This is a genomic window from Proteinivorax tanatarense (genome assembly GCF_040267685.1).
Lineage (GTDB): Bacteria > Bacillota > Proteinivoracia > Proteinivoracales > Proteinivoracaceae > Proteinivorax > Proteinivorax tanatarense.
Window position 1 is genome coordinate 1,010,070 of record NZ_CP158367.1, and the last position, 21,182, is coordinate 1,031,251.

Here is a 21,182-nt window from a genome sequence, read left to right on the forward strand (position 1 = left end):
ATGATAGTTAATGAAGTTAGAGAGAGTTTGAAAAGAAAAAAAGGGTTTACTTTTTCAATTATATTTGTTGTGTTGGTTTTTGCTTTGATGGCATCCACATTATTTATCACTTATGTATATATGCAAGAAAGGCATGCCAGTGTTCAGACTTATGGTGATAAAAATGTATATACATTAATGGACACATTAACTGGCAAAGAAGAACGACAATTTTTTAAGGATCCAGAAAGCGTTTCTAAACTTCAACATATGTACACTTATCTTAATAAACAAATAAATGAAACTTTTATTTCAGCTACTGATCATCCTATTTCCATCGAATTTGGAGACATATCAGACACAGATATTTTTTTACAAGGCTATGAATCGGGAAGACCCTCTGAACCAGTTGAAAAAAATGGTACAAAGTATAATAGCGTCAAAGCAGTAAAGGTTAATCAACAAGCATTAGAAACATTTCCCATAAACAATCTTACCGATGGAAGGCTGTTTGACAAAGCTGATTATGAGAATTTAGATTTTGGTTCAATTCCTGTTCTTTTAGGAGCAGAGTATGAAGATATTTTTGACATAGGAGACAGAATTGAATCGACTTATCTGTTTTATCCTTTTACTTTAGAGGTTATTGGGTTTATTGAATCAAACTCCTTTCTTTCTACTAGAATTGAACCAGAGACTTATGTAGACCGATACATAGTATTGCCGGCACAAAAATTTGGTGAACCAGCAAATGAAGAACAGTTTAATTTTCTTAGGAGATACTATCTGCACAGTATAAATGGAGCGATTTATAGCAGCGAAGACTTAGCATATATTGATGGGTTAATAAAACAGGCAAATGATGTTACCGGATTTAATAATTTAATGATACTAGGTGGGATGGACTCTCAGTTGGGTGCAATATTGGAAACCATGGGAGAGCAGATATCAGCGCTGCTATTTCTAACAGTAACTTTATTTATCATATGTATCTTAATGTTAGTGGTTTTAATATGGAAAAAAGTCCAAGATAATTACAAAAACATCGCCATACATCTGATTTCTGGGGGGACAATGAATCAAATATTTTCTTATATTGCTGGAGAAATTTTATTTATTGTCAGTGTACCAATGATAATTGTATTATTTACTGTGACCTTATTTGTTATAGGTATGCAACCAATTGCCATTTTATATGGTGCTTTAATAACTATCATAGCGCTCTTTCTTATGTTATTATCGCTTTTTATTATTTACATTAAAGGAAAGCGTTTATCTATCAGCACCATTTTAAAAAGGGGAGACTAATATATGATTAAACTAGATAATGTTAGCAAATCTTTTTCTAATAAAGGGCAGAAAATTAAAGTGTTGAGTAATTTTAATTTAAAAATCAAATGCGGTGAGATGATCTCAATAATGGGACGCAGTGGTTCAGGAAAGTCTACATTGTTAAATATTATTGCTGGTCTTGAGAAGATTGATGAGGGGAAATACATTTTTAACAATGAAAAATTATCTTCTAAAGGTCCTGCAGAACTTGCTGTGTTTAGAAGAGAAAAGATAGGTTTTATACTACAAAACTATCCATTGATTGACACGAAAAATGTAATCGAGAACGTTGCTTTGCCCTTACAATATGGGAAAGCATCAAAAAAAGAAGCTCTAAAACAAGCAAAAAAAATGTTAGCAAACCTTGATATTAGTTATCTTGAAAATAAGTCAGTGGATACACTATCTGGTGGTGAAGCACAAAGGGTTGGTATAGCGAGAGCACTAATTAAAGACCCTGAAGTGATACTAGCTGATGAACCAACCGGCTCATTGGATGAAGATACCGAGAAAGAAATCCTTGACTTACTGGTTCACCTAAATAACCAAGGAAAAACAATGGTTATCGTAACCCATGATTCATCAGTGGCAGAAAAATGTAAAAGCAAGTATAAGATTGAAAACGGGCGTTGTATTAAAGGAGAAGCTAATTAGGAGTATATAGACTTTATAGATGCTACAAGGTTCATCTTTGAGCCAAACGAAAGATCTAGCCACAAGGGGGCAAAGCCTCCGAAACGACCAGAAACGAACCTATCACTTGACCAACTATGACTTCTACAAAGACTTGAGTTTTGTCTTAATCATTGCCTTATACAACCTTGCCTCTCTAAATCATTATAATTAGACAGCATAAGCTTTTTTAATTTATCTTGTCCATAGGCTTCACATAAGCATATTGCTAGTTCCACAGAACTTTTGTAGCTTTCATCCTTTAAATAGAACTGACAAACTCCTTTGCTATAATACAAAAGGTTTAAGCCAGCATAAAATCTGTTGTTTTTACACCAATCAACTCCAAGATTTGAATACTTGAGACCATTTATGTAATGGCCTTTTCTAATATATGCACCAGCTAGATTATGACAAATTTTTGGGTATAATTCATCTGTGTCTTTTACTGTTTTAATACTAAACTCCAGTATATTTAAGTACTCTTTATTTCTTCCTAAACTGTTTACAATCATGCCAATGTTCATAAGTATCCTAACTTCTGTAGAGGAATAAACATATGATTGAAAATTATCCAACTGGAACTTAGGTGTAGTCATTTTAATAGCTTTGATTAACATATCTAAAGCTTTAGAAGGTTCATTTTCTTTTTTATACCTAATAATGCCTTTAGCAAAAAGAAGCTGCTGCTGTATTAATTTTTTGTAGTATTTATTTTTTATCATTGGTAGCATTTTATTAATTTTTTCAACTTTCAACTCTAACTTTGAAAAGTCGCTGTTATCAAGCGTTCTTTCCAAATCAGTTATCTTCTCTTGTAACAATGAGTGATCTTGATATCTATGCTTAAAAAAAAGTAGCAACACATCTTTTTTTAACACTGGCGACAGATGCTCTAAAGTTTCAATTTTAGGCACCACTTTTCCCTGCTCTATTCTTCGTAAAGTTTCAACATTTACTCCTGTAGCTTTGAAAACATCAAGCTGCGTAAGAAATCGCTTTTTCCTTAAAGACCTTAATTTCCCCCCAAAGGTAGTTAGACTATATTCCATTTTACCCCCCTCTTTTCCCCTCGTTTTCTGACCCCACTTTAAAGTGGGTTGTGGTTCTAAATTAAATGTTATAATATTTAGTTAAATAAAACAAGGGGGAGAAAGCTTTGAAGAAAATGATGCTAACTTTTATAAGTATTATAGTTATTATAATGTTTATAAGCTCAGGTCAACTTTTAACAGCGGGAGGAGATAAAAAAGATCCTGTGATTGAATGGCATCAATATAACGGCACTAATTCCATATGAGCATGTAGAATTTGAACCAAGTTTCCTACTTCAAACACATATAATTTCCCTGAATTATTATGTGGCGTCTTCCGACAGGGGGGAAGGTATTGGGCAAGTAGGATTATAAAAAATATTAGGAGGGGATTTTCGTTATGAAAAAGTTGAAAACCGTAGCTTTAGGTCTAGCGATGCTTGGGATTTTAGTGACAAGTAGTACAGCCTTTGCATCTAGTAGTATAGCTGCCTCAGGAGTTATTGGTGGTTGGGACGAAGAAAAAGGTTCTTTTTCTATTAACAATGGTGAAATCGGTATACTTAGCGGGCCATCTAGTCATCAAGGTTGGAAAGAAGAGCGTAATGGAGATTGGCGAGCTGTAGCTGTTACTCATTGGGATAGTGAGCATTACTCAAGAGCTCAACTTTACCAAAGAAGACTAATTGGAAGTGATGTTGTTAAAGCTGATAGTGGTCGCATCTGGTGTGGAGGTTCAGGCAGTTCTGAAGCAAGAACACCTTGGGTAGATCGAGAGTATAGTGCCAGAACTTTCTACGGTAATTAATTAAAACTTATAAGCTGCCATATTTATGGCAGCTTCAATCTTATAATAAAAAGCTTAGACTTTGGTAGCAATTGATAAAAAGTTAAAAAGAAACAGTGTGGTACTTCTGTATAGTAAAGGCAATAATTTGAAAATCTTAATGCATTATATATTTAATTAATATTGGTAAAGGAGTTGAAGTCTTGGCAGAACTGTATAAGAAACTAAAAAGAGATGGCTTGTTACTTTTTGGTTTTATGTATATTACTTTAAGTTTGGCTGTGTGTATTTTTAGCTTTTATCAACTTAATCAAATAGAATTGAAGATGCTCACTAACGAGTTGATAGAGTCTGATGCTTATGTATTCACCCTTGATGGCGAATATGATTTAGATTGGAGAGAAGCAGAAATAGCTGAGCCGTTTACTGTTTTTAAAGGAGAAGGACCTTTTAAAGGCGTTTTTTTTAAAAAAGATACATATACTCCACCGATAATTGAAGGAAGGTATTTTACTGAAGATGATTTTTACACTGGTCAAAAGGTAGCGGTTGTTGGGAAATCCGTTGACCAGAGTTTAATAGAAACTATCGAAGAACAAAATTATGAGATTATAGGGGAAATGGGTGCTTCTTATACCTCCAGAATCGATCACTTGATATTTTTAAATATTGACTCTTTGGACAGCTCTTTTTCAAACCTTTACAAACTTAATGCTAATGAACCCCGAAAAAATACAAAGCACATCCTTTTTGGAGACAACCAAATACTTACCAATGAAATTTTACTAGGGGAAGCTGGGACTTTAAACTTTATAGGGATGGACGACTATAATTATATAATTACCGTTGTATTTTATATGCTTTTTGTTTTCTTTAATATTTTAATAATAGTTGCTCATTTTTCAAAGCAAGTACGTAACTTCGATATTTTGTGGAAAGTGGGTATTCCTGTAAAAGCTTCTTTTTATAATGAAATGAGAAAGTGTTTTTTAGCAGGAACTGCTGTTTATATGTTTGTCGGAATGATTAGCATGGTTTTAGCATCAATAGTATGGAAAAACAACAAAGAAATTATGCTCCATTTATCCAATATAGTAACTGGTTACATTGTGATTTTTACTATTGTAATAGTAACGTCAAGTGTCCTCTATTTTTATACAAAAACTAAAATAGAGAGGTGAATAATATGATAGTTAATGAAGTTAGAGAGAGTTTGAAAAGAAAAAAAGGGTTTACTTTTTCAATTATATTTGTTGTGTTGGTTTTTGCTTTGATGGCATCCACATTATTTATCACTTATGTATATATGCAAGAAAGGCATGCCAGTGTTCAGACTTATGGTGATAAAAATGTATATACATTAATGGACACATTAACTGGCAAAGAAGAACGACAATTTTTTAAGGATCCAGAAAGCGTTTCTAAACTTCAACATATGTACACTTATCTTAATAAACAAATAAATGAAACTTTTATTTCAGCTACTGATCATCCTATTTCCATCGAATTTGGAGACATATCAGACACAGATATTTTTTTACAAGGCTATGAATCGGGAAGACCCTCTGAACCAGTTGAAAAAAATGGTACAAAGTATAATAGCGTCAAAGCAGTAAAGGTTAATCAACAAGCATTAGAAACATTTCCCATAAACAATCTTACCGATGGAAGGCTGTTTGACAAAGCTGATTATGAGAATTTAGATTTTGGTTCAATTCCTGTTCTTTTAGGAGCAGAGTATGAAGATATTTTTGACATAGGAGACAGAATTGAATCGACTTATCTGTTTTATCCTTTTACTTTAGAGGTTATTGGGTTTATTGAATCAAACTCCTTTCTTTCTACTAGAATTGAACCAGAGACTTATGTAGACCGATACATAGTATTGCCGGCACAAAAATTTGGTGAACCAGCAAATGAAGAACAGTTTAATTTTCTTAGGAGATACTATCTGCACAGTATAAATGGAGCGATTTATAGCAGCGAAGACTTAGCATATATTGATGGGTTAATAAAACAGGCAAATGATGTTACCGGATTTAATAATTTAATGATACTAGGTGGGATGGACTCTCAGTTGGGTGCAATATTGGAAACCATGGGAGAGCAGATATCAGCGCTGCTATTTCTAACAGTAACTTTATTTATCATATGTATCTTAATGTTAGTGGTTTTAATATGGAAAAAAGTCCAAGATAATTACAAAAACATCGCCATACATCTGATTTCTGGGGGGACAATGAATCAAATATTTTCTTATATTGCTGGAGAAATTTTATTTATTGTCAGTGTACCAATGATAATTGTATTATTTACTGTGACCTTATTTGTTATAGGTATGCAACCAATTGCCATTTTATATGGTGCTTTAATAACTATCATAGCGCTCTTTCTTATGATATTATCGCTTTTTATTATTTACATTAAAGGAAAGCGTTTATCTATCAGCACCGTTTTAAAAAGGGGAGATTAGAATATGATTAAACTAGATAATGTTAGCAAATCTTTTTCTAATAAAGGGCAGAAAATTAAAGTGTTGAGTAATTTTAACTTAAAGATCAAATGCGGTGAGATGATTTCAATAATGGGACGCAGTGGTTCAGGAAAGTCTACATTGTTAAATATTATTGCTGGTCTTGAGAAGATTGATGAGGGACAATATATTTTTAACAATGAAAATTTATCTTCTAAAGGTCCTGCAGAACTTGCTGTGTTTAGAAGAGAAAAGATAGGTTTTATACTACAAAACTATCCATTGATTGACACGAAAAATGTAATCGAGAACGTTGCTTTGCCCTTACAATATGGGAAAGCATCAAAAAAAGAAGCTCTAAAACAAGCAAAAAAAATGTTAGCAAACCTTGATATTAGTTATCTTGAAAATAAGTCAGTGGATACACTATCTGGTGGTGAAGCACAAAGGGTTGGTATAGCGAGAGCACTAATTAAAGACCCTGAAGTGATACTAGCTGATGAACCAACCGGCTCATTGGATGAAGATACCGAGAAAGAAATCCTTGACTTACTGGTTCACCTAAATAACCAAGGAAAAACAATGGTTATCGTAACCCATGATTCATCAGTGGCAGAAAAATGTAAAAGCAAGTATAAGATTGAAAACGGGCGTTGTATTAAAGGAGAAGCTAATTAGACTGGGACGTAAAAAACTAGTTAAATTAAAAATTACCCTTGTTCTAAAGCAAGGGTAATTTTAATAAATACTGTTTATAAAAGCAAACGGGGGGAGAAAATGAGGAAGTTTATTGTATGTATTTTAGTTTTAATGTACATTGTTTTATTCATTGCTTCTAGTTTTGTTTATAGTAATCAACAATTTCAAAACTATGAAAAAGCTGCCTTATCTTATCAATTTGAATTTGTTATACCCAACGACTCTGTTCACTCGAACCCAAAGAATTTAAAGTATTTAATGGAAGCAGCCTCAAAGAACAAAGTAAACTTTGTGAGGACAGTTTCTTATAGAGATGTTTTAAATAACATATCTAAGTATGAAGATTATATTTTTTTATCTGGAAGTCAGACCATCTATTTTGAAAATCTTGAAAAAATTGATGGACGTTTTTTAACAAGTACAGATATGGGGGAAAAAAGGTTTATTTCCACAACTCAGACTAAAAAAGAAGATCAAGTAGGATTAATTAGTAGTTTTGAAGGCAAATATTTCGGGGATAAACATGAATTTTCTGTTTATACAATCGACCAGTTACTTGATGGTTATATGTATCCTGGTAATTATAGAGCAGAATGTACTTCAGAACAGCATTTGAATAGCTTTTTGGAAGATTACGCCAATTTAATAAATACAAATATAGATGGTGTTGAATATCTGGCCTCAGATTTTAAAAAAGAAGCTGAAGTAGATAACTCATACAGTAACAATATCGAGCTTGAAAGTAATATATACTTTTCCGTAATGGTCCTGTTTTTTATACTAATGTTTTTTACCCTAACTTACTATATTATTTATAATACTAAAGAGATATCAATATTAAAGCAAAACGGGTATGGATTTTTTAAAATTTTTGGGAAGCTATTTGTAAATCTCTATGTTTTAACTTTTATCTTTTCAAACTTGTGTATTTTTCTTTTATCAGTTTGGAATTTTGGAATAGAGTTAAATTTTTGGATAAAAGTTTTACAAGTTAATTTTACAGTAGCATTAGGATTGTTGATTTTGCTATCAGTAGTTGCGTATATTTTGATACGATTTGTAAGGATGACTTATTGTATAAAAGGCAGAAAGCCTATTGGGCTTATTATGGTTTTTAATATTATAATGAAGGTTGTCTCCACTGTTGCAATGCTTGGAATAACTATGATTCTTATTAGCAATATCTATTTGATTATAATTCAACAAAATGCACTTTCAGGCTGGGAAGATTTATCTAATTATGGTGTTTTTTATCCAACTATGTTAGTAGGTGAAGATCGGGATGCATATAGAAGAGGTGAGTCTCCACTGGATATGCGTTGCTATGAATTGTATCCTGTACTTAATCAAAAGACGAACGCTATATATGTAAACGCGATGTATTACACAAAAGAAAGTCTTAGACTGGACGGGCATAAAGATATTGTAAAAACTATTGTAGTAAATCCTAATTATTTAAGTAAGTTTAATATATATGACGAAAATGGAGAAATAATTCAAATAGAGGAAACAGAAGCTAGTACTATTTATTTAGTTCCAGAGCAATACAAAGATAAAGAAGAGTATAATTATCAAAAGTTCTATGAAAGACAAAAAATGTCTCATGATAGCTTGCATGTTGATTACTATTCTCAAGATCCTAAGTTGGAAAGCTTGGATATTGAGTTTATATATACAAAATCTAACCAAAATGTTTTTGTGCCAGATATGGAGGTTTTTCCCGCAAATGATAATAAAGTGGTAGATCCAATTATAAGGGTTATGACTGAAGAAAACTCGTTAGTCCCAGATCGCTTGTTTTATACAAGAGACAGTCACCTATTAATGGAGCTTGATGGCGAAGGAAAATATACTGAAATCGAGAGCTTACTTCAAGAATATAACTTAAATAATAGTTTTCCTCATATTATAACTCCAAATGAGTTAGTTATGAGAGAAATCAATGGATTAAAAGTTGCTGTTAGGATTTATATACCTCTACTAATAGGAACTCTTGCATTTTTAGCCATGATATTGTTGCAAAATATATATCTTGTTTTTCAAAAAAATAAGCATATGTTTTTTGTTAAAAAAGTGTTTGGTTATAAGTATTTTAATAGATATAAGAGTATTTTTGGGGTATTTATTATAACAAGCTTAGTAGAGTTTATATTGTTTTCTTTATTTGCTTTTAGTTACTTTTACCTACTGTTTTTGATGAAAACCGTAGTTGAATTAACTATTATTTATATGCTTGTGTTCTATTATGAAAAAAAGAATACAGTAGAAATTTTAAAGAGAGGTGCTTAAGATGTCGATTGTGCAGTTGAAAAATATAAGCAAGGGATATGGTGAAAAAGAAATCTTAAAGGATTTTTCAGTAGATATTAAAAGAGGAGAATTAGTGTGCATTACAGGAGAAAGTGGTGCAGGTAAGTCTACTTTACTATATATTATGGGGCTTTTAGAAAAACCGGATAAAGGGGTAGTTAACATAGGTCAAAAAGAGGATGTTGAAATTAATACAAAAACATCTAGGGTTTTATTGCGAGATAAAATTGGTTTTTTGTTTCAAAACTATGGCTTAATTGATGATAAAACAGTTGATTTTAATTTAAATATAGCTTATATCAATTCTAATAAAACCAGAAAAGAGTGGGAGAAGTGTAAAGCAGATGTAATGGAAAAGCTAAAGTTAAATATTTCAATTAACGAAAAAATATACAAGTTATCAGGAGGAGAGCAGCAAAGAGTAGCACTAGCTAGGGTTTTATTAAAGGATTGTGAATTAATTTTAGCTGACGAACCAACAGGTTCAGTAGATAATAAAAATAGAGAAATTATACTTGAATTATTAATGGATTTAAATAGAAAAGGTAAAACCATTGTAATTGTGTCCCATGATCCTTATATTGTTAACTTCTGTCCAAAGGTTATACAGCTGTAGAGAGTTTGGTTATTACTAGATGAAGGGAGCTATTTATGCTAACCGAGGAGGGGATGAGGAATTTTGATTAAAACGCATGTTATCTACCAGCTACCGTCAACGGCCAAATATGTTGATGCATAATTTTAAATTAAAATCTTCAAAAAATATGTTAAAATAGTTATAAAAGGGATAGCATAAACAAAAATGTTATTTTTAAAATTATTCTATTGGATGAAAAACAAAACATTGGTTGAAGAATCTGTTTAGAATTAAATAGAATGTAATAAAAAGCAATTTGGATTTTAAGAACTGGACATAAATAGATTTTGCTGCACGTCAGGTATTTTGTTTTTAAAATATTCCTCTGGCAATCAACTGAGCTTAAAAGATTAAAAAATATAATAATAAAATAGAAGGAGGATTTTAAATTTGAAAATATCAAAAGTAGATATTTATCCGATAAAACTGCCGCTGATTAAACCTTTTGTTGTAGCTTATGACACTTTTCCAGACATGCCATCTATAATTATAAAAATGGAGACAGACAACGGTATTATTGGATATGGTGAAGCAGTGCCTGATGAGCATGTTACGGGAGAAAGTCTTTATTCTACTATAGCCATATTAAAGCATAGTTTAGTACCTACTATAATTGGTTTAAACCCATTTGATATAGAGAAAATTCATAATAAAATGGATGCAACAGTAAAGAGCGTTCCAGCTGCTAAAGCGGCAATAGATATAGCTTGTTATGATTTAATGGGAAAAGCTACAGATCAACCTTTATACAATCTTATAGGTGGAAGGTATTGGGACTATTTAGAGGTTCCTTATGTGCTAAGTATAGGCGAACCTAAAGAAATGGCATATGAAGCTAAAGAGGCTGTTGAAAAGGGATATACAACTATAAAAATAAAAGTAGGCGATAAAGATTTATGTAAAGACATCGAAAGAATATCTTTTATTCGACAGATTGTTGGAAGAAAAATAAAGCTGAGAGTTGATGCTAACCAAGGGTGGGAAACTACAGCTAGGTCTTTAACTGTTTTAAAGGAAATAGATGATTGTGCCATAGAATGGATTGAACAGCCTCTACTAGCAGACGACATCAAGGGGCATAAAAGAATAAGAAATCAACAGAAGATACCAGTAATGATTGACGAAGGAGTACACCGTGAAAAAGAAATGCTGGAGATAATAAATTCCGAAGCCGCAGATTTTATCAACATTAAGTTAATGAAATCTGGAGGAATATACCCCGCCTTAAGATTAGTTCATCAAGCAAAAATGGCTAATATTAAATGTCAAATTGGCTCCATGGTTGAATCTAGTGTAGGCTCATTGGCAGGAGCTCATTTATCTATTGCTCAAAGCAATATAATATCAAATGAGTTAGGTGGTCCACTAATGATTAGCAATGACTTGGGAAAGATGAACTACAATAAAAATAAACTTTACCTGTCAGAAAAATCAGGGTTGGGCTTGAAAGTAAGTGAACGAACCTTGAAAGAATTGGAGTACACTTTATAATATAAACAAAAAAACTACCCACTGGGTAGTTTTTTTGTGGGAAGCTCAGATGTAGCTAATCTATACGTTTTCGCAGCTAAACGTAAAGACTATAGATGAATTTAATAAACTGATGGATAAGCAAATGCGTTGCTGAGCGGGAAAGGGATATTACTGAAAATTTCCTTCCTACTGGATTATAAAGTGTTTTTTATGCATAAATATGATAAATAAGTGATTAAAAATTAGGGGGAAAAAGAATGGATGTAAATAAAAAAATTATTAAAATTATAGGTCAACTGGAAACAATATATGTTGAGCTGTACTCTTCTTTTAAAGTTGATGATTTTTATGATAAAAAAGAAATTGTTATAGAAAAGAAAAGTGAACTTAAAAGATTAGAACGTATTTTAAAATATTTATATCTTGAAGGTGCAGTAGTAAATGCTAAAGAATCTGAACAAATTGAAGAGAAAATCTATACACTTAAAAAAGAGGGCAAGGGCAGAGCTAAAAACATACTTCTTAAGATTCAATAATTAAAAAGCTATGTTACTGTTTTTTAATTATATTTTAACTTTTCTTATATTTTGAAAAATAACATTGATAAAAAAGACCCCCATCTATATAATTAGGATAACAACAAAAAAGGGGTGAACTAAATGAGTGAAAAATTATTAAACCGTAGCGAAGTTGATGTTGAACTTACATGGGATATATCCCATATTTTTAAAAATGAAGATGAGTATCAAAGAGCATTAAATGAAGTAGTGGAAATGGCTAATGAACTACTAAACTATAAAGGGGAGTTAAACAACTCTGATATTATTCTGAAATGTGTTGAAGAATATGAAAAGCTTTACATAAAAGCTTATCAAGTTGGGACATATGCTTCTTTAGCTGTTTCTGTAGATGAAACAAATCAAGAAAACCAAACTAGAATGATGAAGTATGAAATGACAGCTTCAGAAGTTTTAAGTTCTGTATCATTTGTAGAAAGTGAACTTAAAGAAGTTGAGTACGAAGTGTTAAATAAAGCAATTGAAAAAAGTGAAAAGTACAGAATCTTTTTGGAAGAGATTAAAAGAAGTAAACCCCATGCTTTGCATCCTGAAGTCGAAAAAACTTTAGCAGCGTTATCACCAGTACTAGGAGCGCCAAGTAGAATATATAACCAAGCAAAACTTGTGGACATGGACTTTGCTCCATTTAAAGTAGGGGAAAAAGAATACCCTTTAAGTTTTGTATTATTTGAAAACCAATGGGAAATGGAACCAAATACAGATATAAGACGGACAGCTTTTGAAGCATTTTCTCAAAAGCTGGACCAGTACAAGCATACAATAGGTAGCGCTTATCAAACGCAGCTTCAAAAGGAAAAGACTCTAGCATCGTTGAGAGGGCATAAATCTATTTTTGATTTTCTTCTTTTTGACCAAAATGTTGACAAAGAATTATATGATCGACAAATAGATGTGATTATGGAAAAACTAGCACCACATATGAGAAGATACGCCCAACTTATTAAAAAGCTTTACAATTTGGATAAAGTTACTTTTGCCGACTTAAAAGTTCCAATTGACCCTGAATATAACCCTAAAGTAACTGTCGAAGAAGCAAAGCAGTATTCAATTGATGGACTTAAAGTGATGGGAGAGGATTACCTTAATATAGTTAAGAAAGCATTAAATGAGAGATGGGTTGACTTTGCTCAAAATAAAGGAAAATCAACAGGAGGATTTTGTGCAAGTCCCTATGGTGTGCATTCTTATATTTTGCTATCATGGACCGGTCAAATGGGTGACCTGTTTACCTTAGTTCATGAACTAGGGCATGCTGGACACTTCTATATTGGCCAGAAGCATAACAACATGTTTAGCGAAGAACCATCTCTTTACTTTATAGAAGCACCATCTACAATTAATGAGATGCTTCTTAGCAATCACTTAATAGAGCAAGAAGATGATCCAAGGTTTAAAAGATGGGTGCTATCATCAATGGTTGCCAATACCTACTACCATAACTTTGTAACCCATCTATTAGAAGCGGCCTACCAAAGAGAAGTGTATAAAATAATTGATGCTGGTGGAAGTGTGCATGCCGACAAGCTAAGTGAAATAAAAAGGGAAGTGCTAGAAGAATTTTGGGGAGATGCAGTAGAAATAAATAAAGGGGCAGAGCTTACCTGGATGAGACAACCTCATTATTATATGGGTCTATATCCTTACACTTATAGCGCAGGTTTAACAGTGGCGACAGATGTAAGTCAGAGGATCTTAAAAGAAGGGAAGACAGCTGTAGAAGATTGGATAGAAGTGTTAAAAGCAGGTGGCACAAAATCTCCAGTTGAACTTGCAAAAATGGCCAAAGTTGATATAACAACAGAAGAGCCGCTAAACAGAACTATAGAGTTTATAGGTGGACTTATTGATGAAATTGAAAAGTTAACCAACGAAATCAAATAAAAAAATTGCTGAGCTTTTAGCTCAGCAATTTTTCTTAATAATACATATAACCGAAAACCAACACCACCAAAGATGTAGCGCCCGGTCTCAATGTCGGCAACCAGAAAAAAGGAAAAACAAAATACCCAAACACCCAACAAAACAAATAATCCTATACCCCGCAGCCAACACCATCAATGATGTAGCGATCGGTCTCAGTGCCGGCAACCAGAAAAAATAAAAAAATCAAACATCCAAAGAACAACAGAACAAATAATCCTATACCCCGCAGCCACACTATCAATGGTGTAGTGGCCGGTCTCAGTGCCGGCCATCTTTTAATAGTTACCCTAATCTATATATCCCACTAAAAATATGGTATTATTTTTGACAAATATCATATATTGAATATGTAGGTTGTAATGGATTGCAACAGCTTATATGTGACTAAACTAGGAGGGGGCATAGGATGATATACCATGATAAAAGCGAAGATATCTCAGTAATGCAAGTTAGGAAAAAAAGAGAAGATAGGTGGGAAAAACTAATAAAAAGGTATGAGGGAACAAACAAAAGCTGGAACATAGAAGAGATATTAATTATACTAAAAGATTTACAAGACTATCTATGTGTTGACTTTCCAGAAGAAAAAAACATAACTCAACAACAGCTAAGACAGTCATTTAAAAATGTCTGTCAAGTAGCATTATCTTTAGGAGAAAAACAAAAAAATATAAAAACACCTTTGACCCGTTATGAAACCAACAAACTTTGCTATGCTATTAAAGTTCTAAAATCTCAAAGGGGAAAATAATAGATATGAGTTGTGACATAATGGGACAATTTGACATGTTAATATGTTGGTAGTTTAGTAAAAAAGATAAATAAAAGGAGAGATTTTCAATGAAAAAGTTTTTTATTTTAATGTTATCTTTTGCGTTACTATTTTTTATAGTAGGTTGCGGAGATAGTCAGCCTGAAAAGGTCACTGATACTGAAGCTCAAGTAGAGCAGGAAGATGATGACAAAGAAGAAAGTGAAAAAGCTCAATCAGAAACGTTTGCAATAGGTGATTCCGTTGAAATTGCTGATGTGGTTTTTACTGTACATTCTGCTCGTTGGGATGATGGAGACGATTTTTTTGGTCCAGAAGATGGTGAAAAATGGCTTGTGCTTGATTGCTCTATAGACAATGAAACAGACGAATCAGAGCAGATTTCATCATTATTAATGTTTGAGCTAGTTGATGAAGACAATTATAAAAGGGACTTAGAACTTTTAGCTGATACGAAAGGAAGTTTAGATGGTGAATTGGGAGCTGGCAGAAGCATGCGTGGAGAGATTGCTTTTAGTGTAGATGAAGGGCAGTCCAAATGGGAATTAATTTTTGCTCCTAATGTTTTTGGAACAGGCCAAGCTATTTTTGAAATAGATAAGTCTGACGTTCAATAAATTATAGAAATATAAAAAATGTCCAAGTGTTTAGGAAACCTAAATACCTGGACATTTTTTATATTTCTATTTTATATTCTTTAATTTTCCTATATAACGTAGCCCTTCCGATACCTAAGACCTTTGCTGCTTGACTGGGCTTATAGGTGGTTAAAGCTTTAATGATTTCTTGTTTTTCAAGAGATTTTATAGGTGTTATATCTTTATTATTTGTAATATTTGTAGATGAGTTTAAAAGCCTAGCCGGTAAATGTTCATGGCTGATGATATGTTCATTACACATATTTACCGCATATTCAATAGTGTTTTCAAGCTCCCTTACATTTCCTGGCCAATTATAATTCATGAATATTTCACTTACATTATCATCTATTTGGGTTATGTTTTTTTGTAACCGAAGATTACAATTGATTAGTAAGTGCCTAACTAATGTAAAAATATCTTTTTTTCGCTCTCTAAGGGGAGGAATGAATATAGGAATCACATTAATTCTATAAAACAAATCATCTCTAAACTCATTTTGTGAGACTTTTCTTTCTAAATCTTTATTAGTTGCAGCTATCACTCTTATATCTATGGGAATTAGCGATTTTCCGCCTATCTTTTCTATCATTTTTTCTTGTAGCACTCGCAACAACTTAGCTTGGAGATGCAATGGCATATCCCCTATTTCATCTAAAAAAACTGTACCTCCATTTGCTAACAGGAATTTACCTGTTTTTCCACCTTTCATTGCTCCTGTAAAGGCACCCTCTTCATAGCCAAAAAGCTCACTCTCCAATAGTTGTTCAGGGATTGCTGAACAATTTATAGCTATAAAGGGAGCCCCTTTTCGTTCGCTATTAAAATGGATAGCTCGGGCAAAAAGTTCTTTGCCAGTTCCACTTTCCCCCTGAATAATTACGCTAGAAGAAGATTGACTAGCTTGCTTTGCCGTATCTTTTGTTTTGGTAAAAGCATAGCTGTCACCTATTATATCCTCGAAATTTGTGACGATAGTGCCTGTAGCGACATCATTGACAACCCCTAATACATCCGATAACTTACTAAAGATAAATACAACACCACATCTTTTTTTGTCTACCGTAATAGTATTAGTATCAAAAATTCCTCTGACGAAATTATTGCAGTGCTGATATATAAACTCTTTATTTTTGACTTTAAAATTATTTTTTTTGAGTGCCAGAAAAGCATCGTGTCCTATTATATCTTCGATATTTTTAGTTAATATTTCGTGTTGACTAATGTTGAAAAGTTGTAATGAACTTTTGTTGTAGCTTAAGATATTACCAGTATGATCTGCTAGAATAATTCCTTTATCAACAGAGTTTAAAACTATCTCTAGTTTTTGAGCCAATAGTTCAATTTCTTCAAGATTAGTCTGCTCTGTTAACTTGGAGGAGATAAGCTCCGCCATTTTATTTAAAAAGTTCATAAGACTGCCTTTTTTGTTAACTATTTTTTGCTTTTGTTGTTCATCGAAGGCAATTAAACCAATTACACCAACTATATGCTCATTAACTTTAACAGGGCAACATACTTCCGCATATTCTTCACAATCCTTAACTGACTCGCATTGCTTACATACTTTGTGCTTACCTGCTTCTTCTATTATAAAACTTTCTTTTGTTTTTAAAGCAACACCAAAAGCAGACTGGGATGATACTTTTTCGCCAGAACGGTTATAGTATCTACCAGTACCAGCTATCCTAACTAAATTGTTGTCTACTACAGTAACGTCTACACCCATTACACTTGCAATAGCTTGAGAAATTTTTAAAACGTCAGGAGCAATCTTCATTAACTTCATTAGCAAACTCTCCTTATTTAAGAAGTTATGCTTTTATTATAGCATATTTAAAGCAGAATCACTCTTTAACTTGCGCCGTAGCATAAACAGTCTTAAATTGAGACATATTTAACAAAAAATCTCATATTGAGACATTAGAACCATAAAAATAATCACTAGGATTTTAATGGTTTGAATAAACCCTATTATAAAGGGCTTTTTACAGTTGGCCTAAAAATTGCTATACCTTTAAGTAACATGTTTTTTGGAGGGGAAACTATGAATTTACAGCAAAATATAATAGATAAACTTAAAAGGGAAGTGGCACCGGTAACTGGATGTACAGAGCCAGTGGCAGTTGCATTGGCTTGTGCAAAAGCACGAGAGCTTTTAGATAGTAACCTTATAGAAAAAGTTAGTATTAAATTAAGTCCTAATGTTTATAAAAATGGATTAGCAGTTGGGGTGCCTCATACTGGGGAAGTGGGACTTAACATAGCCGCAGCTTTAGGATTGGTAGCATGTAAAAGTTCCCACAGCTTAGCGCTGCTAAACACAGTGAAAAATAAAGATGTCGTTAGAGCAAAAGAATTTTTGAAAAATAACAATATAAAAATAGCTATCGAAGATATCGATGAAAAAGTATATGTTAAGGTAGAGTTGTCTTCAAAATGCGCCAGTTCAACAGCTATAATTCAAGGGGCTCATGACAATTTTGTTTATTTAGAGCAGAACGGAAATACTTTAAAAGAGCGGTTGTCTCAAAATGAGAATAAAATAAGTAAAAAAGATTGTATTTACAATGAAAAAATAAGCAATATTATAACTGCTATTGAAAGTGTACAGCTAAGTGAGATTCAATTTCTATTAGAAGGGATTTCTATGAATAAAAAAGTAGCTGCATATGGTTTGAAAAATAAATGTGGCATGGGAGTTGGATATACCTTAAACTCATACCTTAAAGATGGTATGTTAAGTGATGATGTTATTGCTCATGCTGAAAGGCTAACAGCTGCCGCTTCTGATGCTCGCATGTCTGGTGTTACCCTGCCTGTTATGACAAGTAATGGAAGTGGAAATAATGGATTAACAGCTATCTTGCCAATTGTGGCCTACCAAGAAAAAATTGATGTTACAGAGGAAAAATTAGCTAAAGCATTGGCCATAAGCCATATTTTAAATAGCTATGTAAAACATTACATCGGTCGACTGTCACCAATATGCGGCTGTGGGGTAGCAGCAGGTCTTGGAGCAGGTGCAGCAATAACTTGGTTGATGGATGGGACTATTAAACAGATAGAAGGAACAATACAAAATATTCTTGGAGATATATGTGGTATGATTTGCGATGGGGCGAAGGTGGGTTGTGCTCTTAAACTATCCACTTCAGCTACAATAGCTGTAAAATCAGCTCTTTTAGCAAGTAAGGATCAAATAATACCAGCAGGTAACGGAATAGTAGGAAAAACTCCAGAACAAACAATTAGAAATTTGCGGGATTTAGCAAACAAGGGGATGGAAGGCGCTGACGCTACTATTATAGCAGCTATGTTACCGAAATAAAGTTTTAACCATTATTGACATAAAAAATCTAAAGTCTTGTTGTGACTTTAGATTTTTTATATTTACTTTTATTTTTCTTTCAACCTTAAAAAACACAAAAAATAGAAGGACAGACTGGTAAATTTACAGAGGTCATTGGTCGATTTTAACCTCCTAAACAAAAATGTCTCAGTAAGCAACCACCCAAAACTCTTCGCCTTTGGTACAGAGCGACATTCTACAATGCAATTGTGGAGTGATTGTTTATATAAAACTGTAATCAGGTTTTATATAGTTTACTTTTCCTTTAGGAAGAACTTTTAAAATATTTCACTTTATCTATATTGATGAATAACAGTATAGAAATTGTTCTTTAAATACATAAAAGTTGTATTTTTTTATTATTATATTGGAAAATATAAACTAAACTCCTCTTAAACAAAGACAAAAAACAATTTTAATGTTATAATTCCTAAAAAGGTTAACGGCAAGGGTGGGCAAATAAAGGAAAGGAGAGGTTTTGTTTTGAAAGAACGAGATAAAAGTATACTTAATTTTATTATAGATAATGGCAGCGCTGGCCTTTATGAAATGCTAAAGCTATTTGAGATTTCAAGAAGAACATTATATTACAGTATTAGCAACATTAATAGGGATATTCAAAGGGCAGGAGAAATTAAAAGAGTGGAAGGGAAGTTTAAATTTATAGGTGATTCAACAAAATTAGAGGAGATTTTAAGCAATGAAGATAAAGATTTTTTAGACTATCAGTCAAGGAGAAATTACATACTAAAAAAAATAATACTAGGAGAAGATCTGACTATAGAAAATGCGGCTAGTTTTATGGCAGTAAGTAAAAACTTGGTTGTTCAAACCCTTACAGACTTGAAAAATGAACTACATCATCAAAAACTGAGCTTGGCCTATGAAGGAAGGTACTTAATTCGTGGTGATGAACTAAAGATTAGAGAGCTTTTTATTCACATAATTAGTGCAGAGGATTTTAATGGAAGATTAGAAAATAACCGCATCAAAGAATTTGACCAAAGACATGATTTGCAGCTTACAGATCCGTCAAAATACCAGCTGCTTCAAGTGTTAAATTTATTAGAATATCGAATTTCAATTAACTCAGAATTAGAAAAATATAAGTTTGAGGAAGAGGCAAAGGTTAAAAGTTATTACAAAGACATACAAAATTTAACTACCACTAATTTGAACTCAAAAGATAGGGCTTTTTTAACTATTTATATTTGCTCTCTATCTAGTCTAAAGCCTCAAGGTGATCCTAGTCAAATAAATAGGCTGGTAAAAAAGATAACTACACATTTTGAGTTTAGAGCAAATATAAAGATAAAAAACAAAGAGCAATTTGAACAGATATTAGAAAGACACTTTTTGTACTCTTTTAACAGAATTAAATATCAAATCCCAGTTTATAACCCGTTGTTGCTAGAAATTAAAAACAAGTATAAAGAAACTTATAACCTAACAGAAGCAATTATAACAGATACAAAAGTATTTCCCGAATTAGAAGGAATCAGAGAGGAAGAAATTGCCTACATAAGCACATATTTTGGATATCATCTAAAAAAGCAGCAAAGAGATCAGCAATCGAAAAAACAAAAGGTTTTGATAGTAGGTAATCAAGGGTCAGCTATTTCTAAAGCATTAGAGTACCAAATAAAAGACAATTTTCCCTTTGTAGATGTAGTAGCTTCGGTTTCTCCAAAAGAAGTAAGCCATTATGCAGAGCAATGTCATCGTATTATATCTACTATTCCGATGACTAAACATGATAATGTTATAGTAGTTAATCCAATACTCACAGATGATGACCTTGAATTGCTGATGGAGGAATTATCGAGGTTTGCATTAAACACTAACTTCAATATAGAAACTTTAATGGATATAATTAAGGAAAATGCTACAGTCCACGATGAAGACAAACTAAAAAAGCAAATAATGGAGAAACTCCTAAGCTAAGAATTATGCAGCTACAAGAAAATATAAGAAAGCCTTAAAACCAAAGCTGATAATATTAAAGCGTAATCATAGACAACAACATAAGTAAAAGTAAAAGAAAAAATACAACTACCTCAAAAAAGTAGTGGCCGACCACAGTGTAGATATACCAATAAGACTTCCAACCCAAAATTAAAAATCATTTAAAGAAACACAAGAAGTAATAGATAAAAACCTTTCCCTCAAAGAGGTAGTGGCCGAACACCGTGTCGGCCAAGGCAACAAATACCCACTCAAGCAAGACTTCCAACCCAAAATAAAAAATCATTTAAAGAAACACAAGAAGTAATAGATAAAAACCTTTCCCTCAAAGAGGTAGTGGCCGAACACCGTGTCGGCCAAAGACAACAAATACCCTCAAAAAATAACTTCCTATCCAACCATCCACCATCTTCTATCCAACTAAAAAAGTCGGCGAAATCGCCGACTTTTTTATTACCCCATTTTATTCTTTTGATCTTGATTACTCTTCATATGCCCATCTTGTTGAACGCTGTTCATCTGTTTATCTTGAGTTTGACCAGAACCTTGTTGTTG

Annotated in this window: 18 protein-coding genes; 16 read left to right on the top strand and 2 right to left on the bottom strand. The window is 32.6% G+C overall.

Features of this window, described 5'->3' with window-relative positions; all coding sequences use genetic code 11:
* Both PRVXT_RS04970 and PRVXT_RS04975 read left to right on the top strand, forming a co-directional pair.
* A complete protein-coding gene (locus PRVXT_RS04970) occupies positions 1-1,287 on the top strand; it encodes an ABC transporter permease (protein ID WP_350344567.1) in 1,287 nt (428 codons plus the stop codon).
* Between the two features lie 3 nt (positions 1,288-1,290).
* Positions 1,291-1,965, top strand: a complete 675-nt coding sequence (locus PRVXT_RS04975) for an ABC transporter ATP-binding protein (RefSeq protein WP_350344568.1) — start codon at positions 1,291-1,293, stop codon at positions 1,963-1,965.
* 149 nt (positions 1,966-2,114) lie between these two features.
* Here PRVXT_RS04975 and PRVXT_RS04980 read toward each other — a convergent pair whose 3' ends face one another.
* Positions 2,115-3,035: a helix-turn-helix domain-containing protein gene (locus tag PRVXT_RS04980; RefSeq protein ID WP_350344569.1), complete on the bottom strand. Its 921-nt coding sequence runs from the start codon at positions 3,033-3,035 to the stop codon at positions 2,115-2,117.
* A gap of 107 nt (positions 3,036-3,142) precedes the next feature.
* Between PRVXT_RS04980 and PRVXT_RS04985 the strand changes: the two genes are divergently transcribed.
* From PRVXT_RS04985 to PRVXT_RS05040, 12 genes are all read left to right on the top strand, one after another.
* The gene (locus tag PRVXT_RS04985; RefSeq protein WP_350344570.1) at positions 3,143-3,283 is read left to right on the top strand and encodes a hypothetical protein; all 141 of its coding nucleotides are present in this window, start codon (positions 3,143-3,145) and stop codon (positions 3,281-3,283) included.
* Between the two features lie 134 nt (positions 3,284-3,417).
* A complete protein-coding gene (locus tag PRVXT_RS04990; protein ID WP_350344571.1) occupies positions 3,418-3,825 on the top strand; it encodes a hypothetical protein in 408 nt (135 codons plus the stop codon).
* Between the two features lie 182 nt (positions 3,826-4,007).
* Positions 4,008-4,985: an ABC transporter permease gene (locus PRVXT_RS04995; RefSeq protein ID WP_350344572.1), complete on the top strand. Its 978-nt coding sequence runs from the start codon at positions 4,008-4,010 to the stop codon at positions 4,983-4,985.
* Between the two features lie 5 nt (positions 4,986-4,990).
* Complete coding sequence (locus tag PRVXT_RS05000; protein ID WP_350344573.1) at positions 4,991-6,277, top strand: ABC transporter permease; 1,287 nt, start codon at positions 4,991-4,993, stop codon at positions 6,275-6,277.
* 3 nt (positions 6,278-6,280) lie between these two features.
* Positions 6,281-6,955, top strand: a complete 675-nt coding sequence (locus PRVXT_RS05005) for an ABC transporter ATP-binding protein (RefSeq protein ID WP_350344574.1) — start codon at positions 6,281-6,283, stop codon at positions 6,953-6,955.
* Positions 6,956-7,054: 99 nt separating this feature from the next.
* Positions 7,055-9,265, top strand: coding sequence for a DUF1430 domain-containing protein (locus tag PRVXT_RS05010; protein ID WP_350344575.1), 2,211 nt, complete (start codon positions 7,055-7,057; stop codon positions 9,263-9,265).
* Position 9,266: 1 nt separating this feature from the next.
* A complete protein-coding gene (locus PRVXT_RS05015) occupies positions 9,267-9,902 on the top strand; it encodes a putative bacteriocin export ABC transporter (protein ID WP_350344576.1) in 636 nt (211 codons plus the stop codon).
* Between the two features lie 411 nt (positions 9,903-10,313).
* Entirely contained in the window at positions 10,314-11,414 is a 1,101-nt protein-coding gene (locus tag PRVXT_RS05020; RefSeq protein ID WP_350344577.1) for a mandelate racemase/muconate lactonizing enzyme family protein, read from the top strand.
* A gap of 239 nt (positions 11,415-11,653) precedes the next feature.
* Positions 11,654-11,932, top strand: coding sequence for a hypothetical protein (locus PRVXT_RS05025; protein WP_350344578.1), 279 nt, complete (start codon positions 11,654-11,656; stop codon positions 11,930-11,932).
* 123 nt (positions 11,933-12,055) lie between these two features.
* Positions 12,056-13,858, top strand: coding sequence for an oligoendopeptidase F (gene pepF / locus PRVXT_RS05030; protein WP_350344579.1), 1,803 nt, complete (start codon positions 12,056-12,058; stop codon positions 13,856-13,858).
* Between the two features lie 448 nt (positions 13,859-14,306).
* A complete protein-coding gene (locus PRVXT_RS05035) occupies positions 14,307-14,651 on the top strand; it encodes a hypothetical protein (protein ID WP_350344580.1) in 345 nt (114 codons plus the stop codon).
* A gap of 89 nt (positions 14,652-14,740) precedes the next feature.
* Positions 14,741-15,289, top strand: a complete 549-nt coding sequence (locus tag PRVXT_RS05040) for a DUF4352 domain-containing protein (RefSeq protein ID WP_350344581.1) — start codon at positions 14,741-14,743, stop codon at positions 15,287-15,289.
* A gap of 58 nt (positions 15,290-15,347) precedes the next feature.
* Here PRVXT_RS05040 and PRVXT_RS05045 read toward each other — a convergent pair whose 3' ends face one another.
* A complete protein-coding gene (locus tag PRVXT_RS05045; RefSeq protein WP_350344582.1) occupies positions 15,348-17,099 on the bottom strand; it encodes a sigma-54 interaction domain-containing protein in 1,752 nt (583 codons plus the stop codon).
* Between the two features lie 258 nt (positions 17,100-17,357).
* Here PRVXT_RS05045 and PRVXT_RS05050 point away from each other — a divergent pair, with 258 nt between their 5' ends.
* Positions 17,358-18,641 carry a serine dehydratase subunit alpha family protein gene (locus PRVXT_RS05050; protein ID WP_350344583.1) on the top strand — a complete coding sequence of 428 codons (1,284 nt, stop codon included), beginning with the start codon at positions 17,358-17,360 and terminating at the stop codon, positions 18,639-18,641.
* Positions 18,642-19,145: 504 nt separating this feature from the next.
* Positions 19,146-20,606: a BglG family transcription antiterminator gene (locus PRVXT_RS05055; RefSeq protein WP_350344584.1), complete on the top strand. Its 1,461-nt coding sequence runs from the start codon at positions 19,146-19,148 to the stop codon at positions 20,604-20,606.
* Positions 20,607-21,182: the final 576 nt, after the last annotated feature.